At 67.6% G+C, this 17,616-nt stretch carries 16 protein-coding genes; 12 read left to right on the forward strand and 4 right to left on the reverse strand.

Annotated elements, in window-relative coordinates; all coding sequences use genetic code 11:
- Window positions 1–10 precede the first annotated feature (10 nt).
- On the reverse strand, window positions 11–787 hold the full coding sequence (locus QMX85_RS03540; RefSeq protein ID WP_282338828.1) for a DeoR/GlpR family DNA-binding transcription regulator: 777 nt from the start codon (window positions 785–787) through the stop codon (window positions 11–13).
- A 259-nt stretch (window positions 788–1,046) separates the two neighbouring features.
- On the opposite strand from QMX85_RS03540, the gene QMX85_RS03545 reads away from it, so the two are divergent.
- Together QMX85_RS03545 and QMX85_RS03550 are read left to right on the forward strand one after the other, a co-directional pair.
- Window positions 1,047–2,051, forward strand: a complete 1,005-nt coding sequence (locus tag QMX85_RS03545) for a phosphotransferase enzyme family protein (RefSeq protein ID WP_282338829.1) — start codon at window positions 1,047–1,049, stop codon at window positions 2,049–2,051.
- A complete protein-coding gene (locus tag QMX85_RS03550) occupies window positions 2,048–3,382 on the forward strand; it encodes an aspartate aminotransferase family protein (protein ID WP_282338830.1) in 1,335 nt (444 codons plus the stop codon). The genes QMX85_RS03545 and QMX85_RS03550 overlap by 4 nt, the downstream gene beginning before the upstream one ends.
- A 653-nt stretch (window positions 3,383–4,035) precedes the next feature.
- Here QMX85_RS03550 and fabG read toward each other — a convergent pair.
- Window positions 4,036–4,800 carry a 3-oxoacyl-ACP reductase FabG gene (gene fabG, locus QMX85_RS03555; RefSeq protein ID WP_282338831.1) on the reverse strand — a complete coding sequence of 255 codons (765 nt, stop codon included), beginning with the start codon at window positions 4,798–4,800 and terminating at the stop codon, window positions 4,036–4,038.
- 230 nt (window positions 4,801–5,030) lie between these two features.
- On the opposite strand from fabG, the gene QMX85_RS03560 reads away from it, so the two are divergent.
- The 8 genes from QMX85_RS03560 to QMX85_RS03595 all read left to right on the forward strand — a co-directional run bounded on the left by QMX85_RS03560 (window position 5,031) and on the right by QMX85_RS03595 (window position 12,682).
- Entirely contained in the window at window positions 5,031–6,185 is a 1,155-nt protein-coding gene (locus QMX85_RS03560) for a PotD/PotF family extracellular solute-binding protein (protein WP_282338832.1), read from the forward strand.
- 139 nt (window positions 6,186–6,324) lie between these two features.
- On the forward strand, window positions 6,325–7,422 hold the full coding sequence (locus QMX85_RS03565) for an ABC transporter ATP-binding protein (protein WP_282338833.1): 1,098 nt from the start codon (window positions 6,325–6,327) through the stop codon (window positions 7,420–7,422).
- A 1-nt stretch (window position 7,423) separates the two neighbouring features.
- Complete coding sequence (locus tag QMX85_RS03570) at window positions 7,424–8,293, forward strand: ABC transporter permease (RefSeq protein WP_282338834.1); 870 nt, start codon at window positions 7,424–7,426, stop codon at window positions 8,291–8,293.
- Between the two features lie 2 nt (window positions 8,294–8,295).
- Window positions 8,296–9,099, forward strand: coding sequence for an ABC transporter permease (locus QMX85_RS03575; protein WP_090231583.1), 804 nt, complete (start codon window positions 8,296–8,298; stop codon window positions 9,097–9,099).
- A 127-nt stretch (window positions 9,100–9,226) separates the two neighbouring features.
- Window positions 9,227–10,357, forward strand: coding sequence for an MlaE family lipid ABC transporter permease subunit (locus QMX85_RS03580; RefSeq protein ID WP_282338835.1), 1,131 nt, complete (start codon window positions 9,227–9,229; stop codon window positions 10,355–10,357).
- On the forward strand, window positions 10,351–11,139 hold the full coding sequence (locus QMX85_RS03585) for an ATP-binding cassette domain-containing protein (protein ID WP_282338874.1): 789 nt from the start codon (window positions 10,351–10,353) through the stop codon (window positions 11,137–11,139). The genes QMX85_RS03580 and QMX85_RS03585 overlap by 7 nt, the downstream gene beginning before the upstream one ends.
- Complete coding sequence (locus QMX85_RS03590; RefSeq protein WP_282338836.1) at window positions 11,139–12,074, forward strand: MlaD family protein; 936 nt, start codon at window positions 11,139–11,141, stop codon at window positions 12,072–12,074. Before QMX85_RS03585 ends, QMX85_RS03590 begins: the two co-directional genes overlap by 1 nt.
- Window positions 12,071–12,682: an ABC-type transport auxiliary lipoprotein family protein gene (locus tag QMX85_RS03595; protein ID WP_282338837.1), complete on the forward strand. Its 612-nt coding sequence runs from the start codon at window positions 12,071–12,073 to the stop codon at window positions 12,680–12,682. The genes QMX85_RS03590 and QMX85_RS03595 overlap by 4 nt, the downstream gene beginning before the upstream one ends.
- Before the next feature lie 100 nt (window positions 12,683–12,782).
- Here QMX85_RS03595 and QMX85_RS03600 read toward each other — a convergent pair whose 3' ends face one another.
- Window positions 12,783–14,042 carry a 3-phosphoshikimate 1-carboxyvinyltransferase gene (locus QMX85_RS03600; protein WP_282338838.1) on the reverse strand — a complete coding sequence of 420 codons (1,260 nt, stop codon included), beginning with the start codon at window positions 14,040–14,042 and terminating at the stop codon, window positions 12,783–12,785.
- Between the two features lie 126 nt (window positions 14,043–14,168).
- Entirely contained in the window at window positions 14,169–15,098 is a 930-nt protein-coding gene (locus QMX85_RS03605) for an AEC family transporter (RefSeq protein ID WP_282338840.1), read from the reverse strand.
- Window positions 15,099–15,336: 238 nt separating this feature from the next.
- On the opposite strand from QMX85_RS03605, the gene QMX85_RS03610 reads away from it, so the two are divergent.
- Window positions 15,337–16,122, forward strand: coding sequence for a nuclear transport factor 2 family protein (locus QMX85_RS03610; protein WP_282338875.1), 786 nt, complete (start codon window positions 15,337–15,339; stop codon window positions 16,120–16,122).
- A 34-nt stretch (window positions 16,123–16,156) separates the two neighbouring features.
- The gene (locus tag QMX85_RS03615; RefSeq protein ID WP_282338842.1) at window positions 16,157–17,566 is read left to right on the forward strand and encodes an FAD-dependent oxidoreductase; all 1,410 of its coding nucleotides are present in this window, start codon (window positions 16,157–16,159) and stop codon (window positions 17,564–17,566) included.
- Window positions 17,567–17,616: the final 50 nt, after the last annotated feature.

A 17,616-nucleotide genomic window follows, 5' to 3' on the forward strand; every position in this document is an offset into this window, starting at 1 on the left:
GGCCGGCGCTTCAGGCCGCCGGTTCGTTGCTCAGCCTGAGCGTCACCTTGTTCTGGTTCAGGCACTGCAGCAGCTTGCCGGTGGGCTGCTGGTCGGTGATCAGGCAGTCGACCTGGTGCCAGGAGGCGTAGCGACCGGGGAAGGTGCTGTTGAACTTGGAATGGTCGGCGACGATCAGCGTCTTGCTCGAACGCTGCATCATCGTGCTGTACACCGCGCTGCAGTCGATCAGAGCATCGCTGGCGCCGTCGTCCGACAGGCCGCTGGCACCGAGAATCGCATAGTCCGCGGAGAAGCCGTTGAGGAAGGCGATGGTGTGCGCGCCGACCATCGCGCCCTCGGTGGCGTGGTACTCGCCGGGCAGCACGATGACGCGGATGGTCGGGTTGATCGACAGCACCGTGGCCACGCCGAAGGAGTGCGTGAGCACGGTGATGTCCTTCATCTCGGTGGCGATGCGCCGGGCCACGTGCACGGTGGTGGAGCCGGAGCCGAGCATGAGGATCTGCGCATCGGCGATCAGCTGCACGGTGGCCCGCGCGATGCGTTCGCGCTCGTTGATGTAGAGGCGGTGGCGTTCGGTCAGCGAGGGCTCGCTGGCGATGGCGCGCACGGCGCCGCCGTAGGTGCGGTTCAGGTGGCCGCCCTGGGTCAGCTCGTCGAGGTCGCGGCGGATGGTTTCGGTGGACACGTTGTGCAGGCGGGCCAGGTCGACGATGCGCAGGCTCGGCGCGTTGTTGAGTTCCGCCATGATCTTGGCCTGGCGTGCGGTTTTCGCTCTGGACATGTGCCCTCGAATCGCTGCGTTGAAGGTGGGCGCCAACTGTGGGATTCACCACAAAAAGGCCGATGGATTGCGCATGGTAGATCATTCGCCCCCGTGCGGGAACGCCCGGCGCCGTCACCCGCGGTGCTCGGTGTTGAAGGCTTTCCCATCGCCCGAAATGGGGTCGTCTCGCCCTGAAAATGTTGCAAGCGCAATATTTAATCTTGTTGCTGTGGTTCAAATGTTGTACTTCTAGCGCACCAAGGTTGTGGGGGTTGTCATGTTGTACGAAAGCGAATTTCTTCAGCGGCTCGAGGCCGGGCTGCGCGGAGCGCTGCCGAACTGGGGGCTGCCGGGGGATGCGGCGGTCAGATTGCTGGCGATCTCGGAGAACGCCACCTATCTGGTCGAGGACACTGCCACAAAACGCCGGCAGGTGATTCGCGTGCAGCGCCCCGACTATCACAGCGTCGCCGAGATCGAGTCCGAGCTGAGCTGGATTCTCGCGTTGCGCGAGTCCGGCCTGGTCAGCGCGCCGGCGCCGATTCCCACCCTCGACGGACGCCTGCTGTGCTCCTTCGCCGATGGCGACACGGTGCGCCACGTCGCCGCCTTCGAGTGGATGCCGGGCAGCGAGCCGGACGCCGCCGGCGACCTCGCCGAGTGGTATCGCGTGCTCGGCCAGATCAACGCGCGCCTGCACCAGCACAGCCGCAGCTGGGTCAAGCCAGAGGGCTTCGTGCGCAAGGTGTGGGACTTCGACACCATCATCGGCCCGCGGGCGCACTGGGGCGACTGGCGCCAGGCGCTGGGCCTCGATGCGCACGGACGCGACGTGCTGGAACGTACCCAGGCGCTGCTGCGCGCGCAGACCGCGGCCTACGGCACCGATGCGCAGCGTTTCGGCCTGGTCCACTGCGACATGCGCCCGGCCAACCTGCTGGTGCATGGCGACCGCCTCAGCGTGATCGACTTCGACGACTGCGGGTTGAGCTGGTACGCCTACGACTTCGCCGCCTGCGTCAGCTTCCTCGAGGAAGACTCGCGGATACCGGACTTCCTCGCCGCCTGGCTGGACGGCTATCGCAGCGTTGCCGAGTTGCCCCGGGAGGACGAGGACGCCATTCCCATGCTGCTGATGCTGCGTCGCATGCAACTCACCGCCTGGATCGCCAGCCACGCCGAAACGCCCACCGCGCAGTCGATGGGCGAGGACTACACCCGCGGCACCGTTGCCCTGGCCGAGCGCTACCTGAGCGCCTATGCAGAGAAGGACCCGAGATGACCGAGTCGAAGCAAATCCTCCAGTTGAACCGCTTCGACATGGCCAGCGCCGAGCGCCTCGACGCGCGCCTGGCGACGCTGGTCGAGCGTCGCCGCGCCTCGTTCGGCGCCTCCTCGGTGCTGTTCTACCAAAAGCCGCTGGAGATCGTTCGCGCCGAGGGCGTGACCATGTTCGACGCGGCCGGCAAGGCCTACCTGGACGTCTACAACAACGTGCCCACCGTCGGCCACTGCCACCCGCAAGTAGTCGAGGCGATCAGTCGCCAGGCCGCGCTGCTCGCCACCAACAGCCGCTACCTGTACGAGAACCTGCATACCTACGCGGAAACCCTGCTGGCGACCTTCCCGGCGTCGCTGTCGAATCTGGTGCTGACCTGTACCGGCAGCGAGAGCAACGACATCGCCCTGCGCATGGCGCAGACCCACACCGGCGGCAACGGCTTCGTGGTGACCGAGACGGCCTATCACGGCAACACCACGGCGGTGATGGAAATCTCGCCGTCGTCGTACCGCAAGGGCAGCCCGCTGCCGCCGCACATCCGCACCATCCCGGCGCCGGACAGCTATCACCTGGAGCCGGGGCAGGAGGTCGGCAAGGTGTTCGCCGCGCACCTGCGCGCGGCCATCGCCGACCTGCAGAACAACGGCATCACCTTCGCCGGGCTGGTGGTGGACACGGTGTTCTCCAGCGACGGCGTGTTCGCCGATCCCGCCGGCTTTCTCGCCGAGGCGCTGGCCGTGGTGCACGAGGCGGGCGGGCTGTTCATCGCCGACGAGGTGCAGCCGGGCTTCGGCCGCACGGGCAAGGGCCACTGGTGTTTCGCCCGGCACGGCATCGAGCCGGACATCGTCACCCTGGGCAAACCCATGGGCAACGGCTACCCCATGGCCGGTGTCGTCACGCGCCCGGGACTGCTCGAGGCGTTCTGCGCCGAAACCGGCTACTTCAACACCTTCGGCGCCAACCCGGTGGCCGCCGCGGCCGGTCTAGCGGTGTTGCAGGTGATCGAGCAGGAAGGGCTGATCGCCAACGCCGACCGGATCGGCACGCTGCTGCGTGACGGCCTGCGCGACCTCGGTCGTCGCGACGAGCGGATCGGCGACGTGCGTGGCGCCGGCCTGTTCATCGGCCTGGAATTCAGCCGTGGCCAGCGCGAGCCGGATGCCAGCCTGGCGGCTTACGTGATCAACGCGATGAAGGAGGAGGGCATACTGATCGGCGCGGCCGGCGCCTACGGCAACGTCCTGAAGATTCGTCCGGCGCTGTGCTTTGGCGAGGACAACGCCGGCTTCTTCGTCGAGACGCTGGAGAAGGTGTTGCGGGCCGTGTGAGCCGCGCGCCCTGAAAGGCGGGCTTGAGCGTAAGGCTGTTCACTTGAGCGGTGGTCGAGTTCGATGTGGGGAGGGGCTGGCCGTTTCGCGGTCTTTCCCGCCCTCTCCCCCAGCCCCTCTCCCATGATGGGAGAGGGGAGCTAATCCATGCAGGCTCGATGAGCAGCGCCAGGCTTGACTCCCGCTTGGGCGGCGGGCAGGCGCGGGCGAGCATTGAGCGTAGGGTGGGTTAGCGGCACACCGAAGCCAAGGGTTCACCCCGAATCACCCACCGCGTAACCCACCAAGCGGAGTCGCGTGGACCTCCGCTCCGCGTGGGTTGCGGCGCTACGCATTTCCTTGATGCATCCCCGGTGGGCGCCTTAACCCACCCTACGGTTCACGCCGAACTCGTAGGGTGGGTTAGCGGCACACCGAAGCCGAGGTTCACCTCGAATCACCCGCGGCGTAACCCACCAGCCGGAGTCGAGTGTCCCCACCCGCGTGGGTTGCGGCGCTACGCATTTCCTTGATCGCATCCCCGGTGGGCGCCTTAACCCACCCTACGGTTCACGCCGAACTCGTAGGGTGGGTTAGCGGCACAACGAAGCCGAGGTTCACCCCGAATCACCCACCGCGTAACCCACCAGCCGGAGCCGAGTAGCTCCCAATCCTCAACCCAGCGCGGCACTGGATTCGGGGAGGACCTGGCCGCCGTCGATCACCAGCGTCTGGCCGGTGATGAAGCCGGCTTCGCGGGTGGAGAAGAACAGCACCGCGTTGGCGATGTCGTCCACCGAGCCGAGGCGGCGCAGCGGGATCGAGGCGGCCATTTCAGCCTGGTAGTCGGCGCCCATGCCGTCCAGGCCTTCGGTGAGGATGTTGCCGGGCATCACCGCGTTGATGGTGATCCCGGCGCTGGCCAGTTCGATGGCGGCGGTGCGCATGAAGCCCAATTGACCGGCCTTGCTCGCGGCGTAGTGCGACCAGCCCGGATAGCCGGTGATCGGGCCGGTGATGGAGGAGGTGAGGACGATGCGGCCGAAGCCGTTCTTCTTCATCACCGGCAGGACCGCCTTGGTGCTGAGGAAGCTGCTGCGCAGGTTGGTGGCGATCACGTGGTCGAAGTCCGCCGTGGTCATGTCCTCGATGCGCGCCGAGGGAAAGATCCCGGCGTTGGCGGCGAGCACGTCCACCGAGCCGTAGCGTTCCACGGCGGCGTTCACCATCGCCTGGCAGGCCGATTCCTCGCTCACGTCGGCGGCGAACGCCGAGGCGTTGGCGCCGATGCCTTCGGCCACCGCCTGCGCGTCGGCGAGCGAGCGCGACACCACCAGCACGTTCAGCCCGGCCTGGCCGAAGCGTTTGGCGATGCCCAGGCCGATCCCGCGGCTGGCGCCCGTCACGATGACGGTTTTGTTTTGTAGTGACTCAAACATTTGGTGGTCCTCTCTGAATAGTGAGAGATCTCTGGCAAAATACAGACCACCAATCAAATATATAAAAATCAATATCTTATGGCTCATACTCTGAAATCGAACGGATTTCGTGCTGCTTTTTAGTGCGTGAAGGTCCACATCTGGTGCGAAAAAAAATGTTGAACCTGCCTCATTCGTGAGTTCTACTCGACGCATCGCTGAACCACGCCCCCGTCCGGGTAGGAGAGAAGATGAACGATCTGTCGAGAAGGAAATTGCTGAAGATGATGGGGGCTGGCGCCGGTGCGATGGCGCTGGGCGGTGGCACGCTGCTGGGCGGCTCGTCGGCCTTCGCCGCGGCGCGCAGCAAGGAGCTGAACATCCTCTGCTGGGAAGGCTACAACTCGGCGCAGGTGCTCGACCCGTTCCGCTCGATGACCGGGGCTACGGTGAAGGCCGAGAGCCTCACCAACGACCCGACCATGATCAACCGCCTGCGCGGTGGCGAGACCAACGTCTGGGACCTGATCAACGTGAACAACCCCTGGGCGCGCAAGGTCATGGCGCCCGCTGGGCTGATCAAGTCGCTGCCGCGCGCCGAGTTCGAGCCTTATTTCGACGCCATGCTGCCGGAGTTCAAGGCCCCCTATAAGTGGGCGATGAGCGAGGACGGCAAAGACCTGCTGGGCATGGCGCAGCGCTTCGGGCCGTTCAATTACGTGGTGAACACCAAGAAGATCAGCCGTGCCAGCGCCGAGGACACTGGCTGGGACCTGTTCAACGACAAGGCTCTTGCCGGCAAGTACGGCATCCAGGAGTCGGACGACTGGAACGTCTTCGACATCTTCCTGATCGCCGGCATCAACCCTTTCGTCAAGCACACGCCGGCGGAGATGGAGCTGTTTCAGCAGACCGCGGTGAAGGTCTTCAAGGGCGCGAAGATGGTCGGCGACGTCGCCAGCCTGAACCAGGCGATGATCTCCGGCGAGATCGACCTGTACCTCACCGGCGGCACCTACACCGCCTCGCCGGCACGCGCCGACGGCTATCCGGAAATCCGCGGGATCACGCCGCTGCGCGGGCCGATCGACGGCAAGGGCGGGGTTTCCTGGATCGAGATCACCTCGGTGGTGAACAACCCCAACGTCTCGCCGCTGGCCACCGAATTCCTCAAGTACGTGCAGAAGCCCGATGTCGCCCACCAGGTGGCGTTCGCCGAGGGCACCTTCAACCCGGTCAGCCAGATGGGCAGCCCGGAGTGCTTCAAGCTGTTCACCCAGGAAGAGCTGGACATCATCCAGTGGGACAGCCTGGCCGAGGAGATGAGTCGATGCGTCGAGTACGACATCGTTCCCGAGTACGCCGAGGCACTGGACATGATCACCGCCGCCAAGCGCATGCGCTGATCGCGACACCCGCAGGCCGGGCGTCGCCGGATGACGCGCGCCCGCGCCGCCGAATGGCCCCATCGCCCGCTCACGCGGCTGCTGCTTGCCGGCGCGTGGGCGGGACCCTGCACGTCCCGTAATCGAACAAGGCACGACTATGAGCAGCGCATTGAATGATGTCGCCAAGGCACCGCTACCGATTCTGCAACTGGTGGATGTCTACAAGCGTTTCAACGAGTTCACCGCGGTCAGCGGCATTTCACTGAACATCCTCGACGGCGAGTTCCTCACCGTGGTCGGCCCGTCCGGCTCCGGCAAGACCACGCTGCTGCGCATGCTGGCCGGCATGGAGGCGCCGAGCGACGGCAACATCACCCTGCGCGGCGAGCTGATCAACAACGTCCCGGCGAAGCAGCGGCCGACCTGCCTGGTGTTCCAGTCGCTGGCGCTGTTCCCGCACAAGACCGTCGGCGAGAACATCGAATTCCCGCTCAAGGTGAAGAGCGTGCCGCCAGCGCAACGCAAGGAGCGCGCGCTGGAGCTGCTGCGCATGCTGCGCCTGCCGGAGAGCTACTACGGCAAGAACGTGATGAAGTGTTCCGGCGGCGAGAAGCAGCGTGTCGCGCTGGCCCGCGCCTTCGCCTACGACCCCGACGTGCTGTTGTTCGACGAGCCGCTGTCGGCGCTCGACTACAAGCTGAAGAAGGTGCTGGAGAAGGAGCTCAAGGACCTGCACCGCGAGAGCGGCAAGACCTTCGTGTACATCACTCACTCGCTGGAGGAGGCGATGGTGATGTCCGACCGCATCGCGGTGATGAGTGCCGGCAAGATCGTCCAGATCGGTACGCCGGAGAGCATCTACGCGCGGCCGGAAACCGAATTCGTCGCCGAGTTCTTCGGCGAGGTGAACAAGTTTCCGCTGGTGCGCGATCCTGAGCGCGGATGGTTCAGCGCCGACACCGACAGCGCCGTGACCCTGACCCTGCCCGATTCGCTGCAGGGCGCCCAGGCGGCGACGGTGATCGTGCGCCCCGAGTACATGCGCTTCGCCAGTGCGCCGGACGAGTTCGACAACGTCATCCGCGGCAGCGTGTTCAACGAGTATTCGCTGGGTTCGCGCATCCAGTACCAGGTGCGTTGCGGCGAGAAGAGCGTGCTCATCGAGATCCCGCGCACCCTGGCGCGCGATGCGGCCCTCGACCAGCAGGTGATGATCGGCTGGAACGCCGCCGATGCCTTCGTGACGGAGGCCTGAGATGCACGATTCCGACGCGCCACCCGTGGTGTCCACCGGCCTGCGCTATGCCAGCCCGGTGCTGCTCTTCCTGATGCTGGGCTTCCTCGCGCCGCTGGTCACCGTGGTCGCCTACGCCTTCGCCTCGCCGAAGAGCTTCGAGGTGTTCACCTCGTTCACCCTGGCCAACTTCTCCGCGGTGCTGGATTCCTCCAACACCGTGTGGACCTCGTTCGTCTGGTCGCTGGGGCTGGCCGCGGCCTGCACGATCATCCTGGCGCTGATCGCCTATCCGATCGCCTACGGCCTCAACCACGCGTTCGGGCGTTTTTCCTCGCTGGTCAGCGTGCTCTTCGTGTTCCCGCTGTTCGTGTCGGAAAACGTCCGCCTCTATGGCTGGGTGCAGTTCTTCATCAAGAACGGCGTGGTCGACGGCCTGCTCAACGCCCTAGGCCTGGGGTCGGGGCCCGAAGTGCTGTACACGCCGGGGATCACCCTGTTCGGCATGGTCTACGTGTACCTGCCGTTCATGCTGTTCCCGATGACCCTGGGCCTGTCGATGGTGCCGCGCGACCTGATCGACGCGGCCGCCGACCTCGGCGCCGGGCGCTTCATGGTCTGGCGCGAGGTCGAGCTGCCGCTGGCGATGCCGGGCATCCTCATCGGCATGCTGCTGACCTTCGTCCTCGCCGTCGGCGCGGTGGCCGAGGCGAAGATTCTCGGCGGGCAATCGGTGATCACCGTGGTGCACGACATCGAGATCGCCTTCACCTACGCCCAGGACTGGCCGCTCGGTGCCGCGCTGGCCGTGCTGCTGGTGCTGATCATCGGCGGGCTGACCCTGGCGGTGCTTTCCAGGCTGGACCTCGACCGCGTGCTGGGGAGACGCTGAGCATGAGAACCCAAGCGAAGATCCGTTCCGAATTCTTCATCCGCAGCTGGGCCGCCTTCGTGCTCATCGCGATCTACCTGCCGATCGTCTGCAGCGCGCTGGCCGGGCTGTCGAAGAGCCGCTACTTCCTGTTCCCGGTGCGCCAGTTCTCGCTGGACTGGTGGCAGCGCACGCTGGCCTCGCTGGAAGTGCAGACGCTTGTGCAGAACTCGATCACCGTCGCCCTGCTGGTGACGCTGATCTCGGTGCTGCTGGCATTCTTCGGCGCGCTGGCGTTCGCCCGCTACGAGTGGAAGGGCCGCAAGCTGTACCAGAAGCTGCTGCTGTTGCCGATCTTCTTCCCGCAGGCCGTGCTCGGCCTGGCGCTGCTGTTGTGGATGAACGCCCTGGGCATCACGCCGAGCTGGCGCACCGCGGTGGTCGCGCACCTGGTGTGGATCGTGCCGGTGGTGACGCTGGTGATCGCGATCCAGGTCTACAGCTACGACGCGACCCTGGAAGAGGCCGCCATCGACCTGGGCGCCGGCCGTCTGTTCATCTTCAAGGAGATCACCCTGCCGCTGCTGTGGCCGGGCATCTGGTCCGGCGCGCTGTTCGCCTTCCTGCTGTCCTGGGGCAACTTCCCGCTGTCGCTGTACACCGCCGGCGCCGACTCCACGGTGCCCAAGTGGCTGTACTCGAAGATGGTCGCCGGCTACACGCCGATGGTTCCGGCGCTCGGCACCATGAGCACGCTCAGCGCGGCGAGCCTGCTACTGCTGGGCGGCGCGGTGATCGCGGTGATCCGCCGGCGTCGGCAGAAGTAGCGCGTGCCTGGCGTGCGCCGGGCGCGTCGGCGGCGGCGATTGCACCTGCAAAAAGCTAGAGCGAAGGCTCTGTTCTCGGCATCATGGCAGGCTCAGGGAGTTTCCCGCCGCCTGACCCGGACAGTCGATGAGCCTTACCCCAACGCCTGGTAGCCTGACGCGCCTCGATGCCGGCGATGCCTCGACCCTGCGCATCGCCGGCGACTGGGTACTGGCCGACTACATGCGGCTGGAGCGCGAAGTCGTCTCGGCCCAGGGCGCCGAACCCCCACGGCATTTCGATCTCAGCGACATCGGCCAGCTCGATACCGCCGGCGCCGCGCTGCTGGTGCGGCTGCTGGGCGTCGAACGCGCGGCCACCCAGGAATGCCTGCCGGCCAGGCAGCAGGCCTTGCTGACGCTGGTGGCGCGCTCGCAGGCGGATCAGGTGCCGCTGTCGCCGCCCGCGCCGCGCGCCGCCTACCTGGAATTGCTCGAGCGCATCGGCGCCTCGATGGTCGAGCACTGGTGCAACCTGGTGGAGATGCTCGGCTTCATCGGTCTGATCCTGCAGTCGCTGCTCGGCTACCTGCTGCGCCCGCGGCGCTGGCGGCTGACCTCGATAGTCGCGCACCTGGAGCAGACCGGGCTGAACGCGGTGCCCATCGTCGCGCTGCTGACCTTCATGGTCGGCGCGGTGGTGTCGTTCCTCGGCGCCACCGTGCTGCAGAGCTTCGGCGCGACCCTGTTCACCGTGAACCTGGTGGCCTATTCGTTCCTCCGCGAATTCGGCGTGCTGCTGGCCGCGATCCTCATCGCCGGGCGCACCGCCAGCGCCTTCACCGCGCAGATCGGCTCGATGCGCGCCAATGAGGAGATCGACGCGATCCGCACCCTCGGTCTCGATCCGGTCGAGCTGCTGGTCCTGCCGCGCCTGCTGGCGCTGCTGGTCGCGCTGCCGATTCTCACCTTCGTCGGCATGCTCAGCGGCATCCTCGGCGGGCTGGCGGTGTGCGCCATCGCGCTGGACATCTCGCCCGGCATGTTCCTCAACATCGTGCACAGCGATATCGGCGTCAGCCATTTGGTGGTCGGCCTGGCGAAGGCGCCGCTGTTCGCCTTCCTGATCGCCGTGATCGGCTGCCTGGAAGGCTTCAAGGTCAGCGGCAGTGCGCAGTCGGTGGGCGAGCACACCACCATCAGCGTGGTGAAATCGATCTTCGTGGTGATCCTGCTGGATGCGCTGGTGGCCCTGTTCTGCATGGAGATGGACTGGTGAGCGAGGCGATCGTCGAAGTCCGCGACCTGAGCAACCGTTTCGGCCCGCAGGTGGTGCACGAGCACCTCGACCTGGATATCCGCCGTGGCGAAATCCTCGCCGTGGTCGGCGGTTCGGGCAGCGGCAAGTCGGTGCTGCTGCGTACCCTGATCGGCCTCAACCGGCCCAGCGCCGGCAGCGTGCGGGTGTTCGGCGAGGACCTGCTGACCCTGCCCGAGCAGCGTCGCTCGCAGCTCGAGCGGCGCTTCGGCGTGCTCTTCCAGCAGGGCGCGCTGTTTTCCTCGCTGACGGTGATCGAGAACATCGCCTTGCCGCTGATCGAGCACGCCGGCCTCTCGCGCGCCTCGGCCGAGCGCCTGGCCGCCGTCAAGCTGGCGCTGGCCGGGTTGCCGGCGAACGCCGGCGACAAGTACCCGGCCTCGCTGTCCGGCGGCATGATCAAGCGCGCCGCGCTGGCCCGCGCGCTGGCGCTGGACCCGGACATCCTGTTCCTCGACGAGCCCACCGCCGGGCTCGACCCGATCGGCGCGGCGGCGTTCGACCAGCTCATCCTCACCCTGCGCGAGGCACTTGGGCTGTCGGTGTTCCTGGTCACCCACGACCTCGACACCCTCTACGCGATCAGCGACCGCATCGCCGTGCTGTCGCAGAAGCGCGTGCTGGTGGCCGATCGCCTCGAGGTGGTGGCGGCGTACGACGACGCCTGGATTCGCGACTACTTTCACGGCCCGCGCGCACGGGCCGCCGAACACACCCATGCATCCCTGCGGGAGACGGATTGATGGAAACCCGAGCCCATCACGTATTGATCGGATTGTTCACGGTGATCGCCATCGCCGCTGCCATGCTCTTCGCCTTCTGGCTGGGACGCTCCGGGGAGGGCGAGTTCAACCGCTACCGGGTGGTCTTCAGGGAGGCGGTCAGCGGCCTTTCGCAGGGCAGCACCGTGCAGTACAGCGGCATTCGCGTCGGCGAAGTGGAGGAACTCCACCTCGACCCGAACGACCCGCGTCGTGTGGTGGCGCAGATCCGCATCGTCGCGACCACGCCGATCAAGCTGGACACCCGCGCCAAGCTGTCGATGAACGGCATCACCGGCACCTCGCAGATCCAGCTCAGCGGCGGCACGCCGGAAAGCCAGCCGCTGGTGGCGCAGAACGGCGAGCCACCGATCATCGTCGCCGATCCGTCACCGATCGCCCGCCTGCTGGCCAACGGCGAGGACCTGATGACCGGCGTCACCCAGGCGCTGACAGGGATCAACCGGATGCTCTCCGAGGACAACGCCGAACGCATCAGCCGCACGCTGGACAACCTGCAGCAGGCCACCGCGATGATCGCCGACCAGCGCGACGACGTGCGCGAGATGGTCCACCAGCTGGCGCTGGCCAGCCAGCAGGCCAGCGCGACGCTGGAACAGACCACGCTGCTGATGCGCAATGCCAACCTTCTGGTCAACGACAAGGGCCGCGTGGTGCTGGACCAGGCCGAGCGGACGCTGGCCTCGCTGGAGGGCAGCAGCATGCGGCTGGACGGCATCCTCGCCGCCAACAGCGACTCGCTGGCCAACGGCCTGCAGGGCCTTGGCGAACTCGGCCCGGCGATTCGCGAATTGCGCGAAACCCTGGCCTCGCTGCGCCAGGTCAGTCACGGCCTCAACGAAAACCCGGTGGGCTATCTGCTCGGGCGGGAACATGCACAGGAGTTCGAGCCATGATCCGCATTTTTCCGGGGCGCTCCCTAGCCCTGCTGGCCGGCGCGCTGCTGCTGGGCGGATGCTCGGCGCTGTCGCAGCCGGAGACGGTGGACACCTACCTGCTTCCCGGCGGCCACTTCGCCAGCGCGGCGGCGCCGGCCGGCGGCGAGGGTTCGCTACGCGTCACCCGGCCGAAAGCCGCCGGCGGGCTGGAAGGCACGCGCATCGCCGTGCTGCCGCAGCCTGACCGGCTGAGCTTCTACAAGGGCGCGCGCTGGAGCGACGCCGTGCCGGTGCTGCTGCGCGACCGCCTGATCGAGGCGCTGCGCGCCGGCGGCGGCATCGCCCGGCTGAGCAGCGACGACGACAACCTGCGCGCCGACCGCGAACTGGGCGGCAACCTGCGCGCGTTCCAGAGCGAGTATCAGGCTGGCCAGCCGCAGGTGCTGATCCGCTTCGACGCGCAACTGATCGATACCCGCAACCGCGCGATCCTCGCCAGCCGGCGTTTCGAGGTGAGCCAGGCGGTGCGGGGCCGCGCGGTGCCCGAAGTCGTCGACGCCTTCGGCCGGGCCAGCGACGACCTCGCCCTGCAAGTGAGCGGCTGGGTGTTGCAGGCCGGCGAGTAACGGGCGCGAGCAGCACCGGTCGGCCGGGCGACGCGCGGTATCCGCTCGAATCGAACGAAAAACGGCCCCTCAGGGCCGTTTTTTGTCCGCGTCCGTTCGGCTAGCTGCGCTCGAAGGTGACGCCCAGCGAACCCAGGGCCTTCCAGTAGCCGGGGTAGGTCTTGCCGACGCATTCCGGGTCGAGGATGCGCACGCCGTGGATCTTCAGCCCGGCGAGGGCGAAGCACATGGCGATGCGGTGGTCGGCGTGGGTCTCGATCAGCGCGTCGCAGGTGCTGCCGGCCAGCGCCGGGTCGGCGGCCACCAGCAGGTCGTCGCCTTCCACGCTGGCGAGGCCGCTGCGGATCGCGTTGAGGCCGTCGTGCAGGGCGGCGACGCGGTCGCATTCCTTGACCCGCAGGTTGGCCAGGCCGACGAAGCGCACCGGGGTCTCGTTGAAGGCGGCGAGCACCGCCAGGGTCGGGATGGCGTCCTGCATCTGCGAGCCGTCGATCAGCGCCGGCATCCGCGGGAACTGGCGGATGAAGTCGTTGGCGCGGGCGTCCGGCTGGGTGAAGTCGGCATCCGCGACGCCGAGGTCGATGTCGCCCTCGCTGAGCACCTGAGCGGCCCACAGGTAGGTGGCGGCGGAGGCGTCGGGTTCGATGAAGTAGTCGCGCGCGACATAGCCGCCGGGCATTACGCGCCAGGTCATCTCGTCCTGCTGCTCGACCTGCGCGCCGAAGGCCCGCATCGCCGCCAGGGTCAGGTCTACGTAGCCACGGGCACCAATGTCCTTGCCGTGCAGGGCGATGTCCACCGGGCCTTCGGCGCAGGCGGCGGCCATCAGCAGGGCCGAGACGTACTGGCTGGAGAGGCCGGCGTCGACCTCGATGCGCCCGGCCGGAAAGCACCCGGTGCCGTGCACCGTCAGCGGCGGGCAGCCGCTGGCGCAGTCGACGCCGACGCCGACGCTGCGCAGTGCGTCGAGCAGCGGGCCGATCGGGCGTTTGCGCATGTAGTCGTCGCCGTCCAGGGTGACGGCGCCATCGACGCTGGCGACCGCGGCGGCGAGGAAGCGCACGGCGGTGCCGGCGTTGCCGAGGAACAGCGGGCCGGTCGGCGCGCGCAGGCGGCCGTCGCTGCTGACGACGAAGGTGGTGTCGTCCGGCTCGAGCACTTCGACGCCCATCTGCCGCAGTGCCTCGGACATGTGCCGGGTGTCGTCGCTCTTCAGCGCGCCGCTGAGGCGGCTGGTGCCCCTGGCGAGCGCCGCCAGCAGCAGCGCGCGGTTGGTGATCGACTTCGAGCCGGGCGGCGCGACCTGGCCACGCAGCGGCGAGGTGGGTGGAATCACGGTGAGGATGGGCCGGGCGGCCATGGGCGAACTCTCCTGGGAACCTGTGCAAAGTCTGCTGCGCGTCCTGGGGCGAGCAGGCGCGGCGGGCTGCAATGATGCCAGCGCCGCCGCGCGGTGTCTGCGCCGCAGCTGCCTTTGTACGGCGGATTACAGCCCGAGCAGGTAGAGCAGCAGCGAGGTGGTCAGCAGCGAGCCGAGGGTCGAGACCAGGATCACCCGCGATACCAGCGCGGCCTCGCGGTTGTAGAACTCGGCGAGCATGTACGGCCCGGTGCCGGTGGGCAGGGCGGCGAGCAGCAGCGCCGAGTTGGCCCACAGCGGCGGCAGGTGCAGCAGCGGGAAGGCGATCACCCAGGTGATCAGCGGCTGCACGATGAGCTTGATCAGCACGATCGGCATCGCGCCCTCGCTGGAGCCTTTCTGCGCCTGGGCGAGGAACAGCCCGAGCGACACCAGTGCGCAGGGCGTGGTGGCGTTCGCCAGCAGGGTGAGCAACTGGTGCAGCGGGCCGGGCAGGGGCTGCCCGCCCATTGCCCAGAACGCGCCGAGGATCGGCGAGACGATCAGCGGATTCTTCGCCAGTGCCTTGAGCACCTTGAGCACGGCGTGGTGCAGGCTCTTCTCGGCCTGCAGGCCGATCTCGATGCACACCACCGCCAGGGAAAACAGCACGCAGACCACCAGGATCGAGGCGATCATCGCCGGCTCCAGGCCATCCTGGCCGAACACCAGCGCGCACAGCGGAATGCCGATGAACCCGGTGTTGGCGTAGGAGGCGCTGAGGCTGTCGATGCTGGCGTCGACCAGGCGCCGCTCGCCGCGCAGGCGGTAGGCCAGGGTCAGTAGGTACACCGCCAGGCAGCCGACGGTGACGGCGACGATGAAGCCCGGCTGCCAGACCTTCTCCCAGCTCGAGCCGGCGGTGACCTGGAACAGCAGCGAGGGCAGGCCCAGCCAGACCACGAACTTGTTGATCTCGGCGGCGGCGGTCGGTCCCAGGCGGCCGGTGCGGCGGCAGACGTAGCCCACCAGGATCAGGGCGAAGATCGGAATGACGACGTTGACGACGGAGTACATGGGCGCCCGCGTGTACGAAGGGAAACGCAGCTTAGAGTTGCCGGCCGATGCGGTCCAATGCTATCGCGGCGCCGGGCTTGCGCCGTCGGATCAAGGTCGCCGCCGAGGGCCGTCGCTGTTCCGTACAGGCGAGGAATTCGCCGGCGGGGCGTTGCAAAGCCGTGGGCAATCCTTACCCTGCGGCTGGCAGAGGATTCGGAGAAGCAGCGTGGACGAGGAAACCCGGCGAACCCGCGAGGTGGTGGAGCGCTATCACCAGTGCTGGATGGCACTCGACGTGGAAGGCGTGATGGCGCTCTATCACCCCGCTATCGAGTACTACGACTTCTTCAACAACCTGCGGATCCCCTTCGACGCGCTGCGCGACTACGTGCGCACCGCCATGCCGCACAGCCCGCAGCAACACATCGAACACACCGACCGCATCCGCGTCGACGGCGACACCGCATTCATCCAGTACTGCTCGCGGCTGACCCTGCGGCGCAGCGGCCGGCTGGCCTCGTTCCGCGCCAGCGAGGCGATCACCGTACGCGACGGGCTGATCTGGCGGGTCCACGAATACGCCACCGCGGTGCGCGAGGAAAGCGTCGGCGCCAGGGCCGAGGCGCCGACGGCGAAGATCCGGCGGCTCGGCCTGTCGTCGGTGCAGGTGCGCCTGATGCTGCTCGACCTGGAACAGTACTTCGCCAGCGAAAAGCCCTACCTGGCCAGCGACCTCGACCTGAGCAAGGTCGCCACCGACACCGGCTACAGCCGCAACCAGGTGTCCTACCTGCTCAACCAGGTGCTCGGGGTCAGCTTCTACCAGTACGTCAACCGCGCCCGCGTCGACCATCTGCTGGAGCGCCTCGGCGACGAGGACGCCGGTCGCATCGACGAGCTGGCCTTCGCCGTCGGCTTCAACTCGCTGTCGGTGTTCTACCGCTGCTTCCGCGAACGCACCGGCCTGCCGCCGCGCGGCTACCTCAGGCAGCTGAATTCCGCACGGACCCGCGCGAACGACCGCGACGCGGACGCGCCCTAGACTGGCCTCCACACGTCGCCCTGGAGCCCTCGCGATGCAGAACTGGGAAAACATCAGCCTGTGGATGGATCAGCTCGACACGCCGCTGCGCGCGCGACCGAGCCTTGCGCAGGACCTGGATGTCGACGTCGCGATCGTCGGCGCCGGCTACAGCGGGCTGTGGGCCGCCTACTACCTGAAGCGCCAGGCGCCGCACCTGCGCATCGTCATCCTCGAGGCGCAGACCGCCGGCTACGGGGCCTCCGGGCGCAACGGCGGCTGGCTGATGGGGCGCATGCTCGGCGAGGACCGCTACCTGGCGCCGCTGCCGAAGGAGGAGCGGATGCGCGCCTACGCGGTACTCAAGTCGATTCCCGATGAAGTCGCCGGCGTGATCCAGGCCGAAGGCATCGACTGTGGTTATCTCAAGGGCGGCGTCCTGACCTGCGCGGCGCGCTATCCGGAGCAGCGCAGCCGCCTGCGCCACGAACTCGACGCGCTGTACCGCGAAGGCCACGACGAGCGCGACTACGTCTGGCTGGACCGCCCTGCGCTCGACGCCCAGTTGCGCATCGCCGATGCCTACGGCGCGATCTATTCGCCGCATTGCGCCACCATCCAGCCGGCGCGCCTGGTACGCGGCCTGGCGCAGGCGGTGGAGCGCCTCGGCGTGACGATCTACGAGCGCAGCCCGGTGAGCGACTGGCAGCCGCGCGAACTGCGCACCGCGGGCGCTCGCGTGCGCGCCGACTGGATCGTCCCGGCGGTGGAAGGCTACGCCGGCGGCTTCGGCCTGCTGCAGCCCTATCAGGTCGCGGTGCAGAGCCTGATTGTCGCCACCGAACCGCTGCCCGCATCGACCTGGGACGAGATCGGCCTGCGCGACGGCCAGGCGTTCGCCGAGAACAGCCGGCAGATCACCTACGGCCACCGCACCCGCGACGACCGCCTGGTGTTCGGCGCGCGCGGTGGCTACCGCTTCGGCGGGCGCGTGCGCGAGGACTTCCAGCTCACCGAGGCGGAGATCGGCTTGCGCCGCTACCTGTTCGAATCGCTGTTCCCCCGCCTGCGCGGAGTGAAGCTGTCTCACGCCTGGGGCGGCAACATGGGTATGGCGCGGCGCTTCCGCCCGCACATGCTGCGCGACGAGAAGAACGGACTGGCGCTGGCCGGCGGTTTCGGCGGCGAGGGCGTCGGCGCGACCAACCTAGGCGGGCGCACCGTCGCCGACCTGATCCTGCACAACGACAGCGCGCTGACCCGGCTGCCCTGGGTGATCCGCGACCAGCCGCTGGGCAAGAGCCTGCGCCGCTGGGAACCCGAGCCATGCCGCTGGCTCGGCTATCAGCTGATCATGCGTTCCTTCGCCCACGAAGACCGCGTGCTCGCCAACCCAACGACACCGCCCTGGCGCCGGCGCCTGGCGAGAAGCGTCGCCGCCTACCTCGACACCTTCATGCACTGATCGCGCTGTGCCTGGCGAGGCTCCGGGCGGTGGGTTACGCCGCGACGGGA

The organism is Pseudomonas sp. PS02288 (genome assembly GCF_029959715.1).
Classification (GTDB): domain Bacteria; phylum Pseudomonadota; class Gammaproteobacteria; order Pseudomonadales; family Pseudomonadaceae; genus Pseudomonas_O; species Pseudomonas_O kuykendallii.